This window comes from Desertibacillus haloalkaliphilus (genome assembly GCF_019039105.1).
Taxonomy (GTDB): domain Bacteria; phylum Bacillota; class Bacilli; order Bacillales; family KJ1-10-99; genus Desertibacillus; species Desertibacillus haloalkaliphilus.
In genome coordinates, this window is sequence record NZ_JAHPIV010000462.1 from 1 (window position 1) to 353 (window position 353).

Consider the following 353-nt stretch of genomic DNA (forward strand, 5'->3'; position numbering starts at 1 on the left):
GTACTGGTGCAATTGGAAGAGAACATATTAATCGAATTACAAACTCTTTATCTGGTGGAAAAATTGTAGCTGTAACAGATGTTAATCAAGATTCGGCAAAACAAACGGTTGAACAATACCAATTAGATGCTGTTGTATATCCGAATGATTTAGCATTAATTGCAGACGAGAATGTCGATGTAGTTGTTGTAACAAGCTGGGGACCTGCTCATGAAGCAACTGTATTAGCAGCTGTTGAAGCTGGAAAATATGTATTCTGTGAAAAACCTTTAGCAACAACTGCAGAAGGATGCTTACGAATTGTTGAAGCAGAAATGAAACAAGGCAAAAAACTAGTTCAAGTTGGATTCATG

General features: G+C 36.8%; 1 protein-coding gene. It reads left to right on the forward strand.

The genetic code is table 11. From position 1 onward, the window contains the following. A partial coding sequence (locus tag KH400_RS22815; protein ID WP_217228547.1) for a Gfo/Idh/MocA family protein occupies positions 1–353 on the forward strand: 353 nt, incomplete at both ends.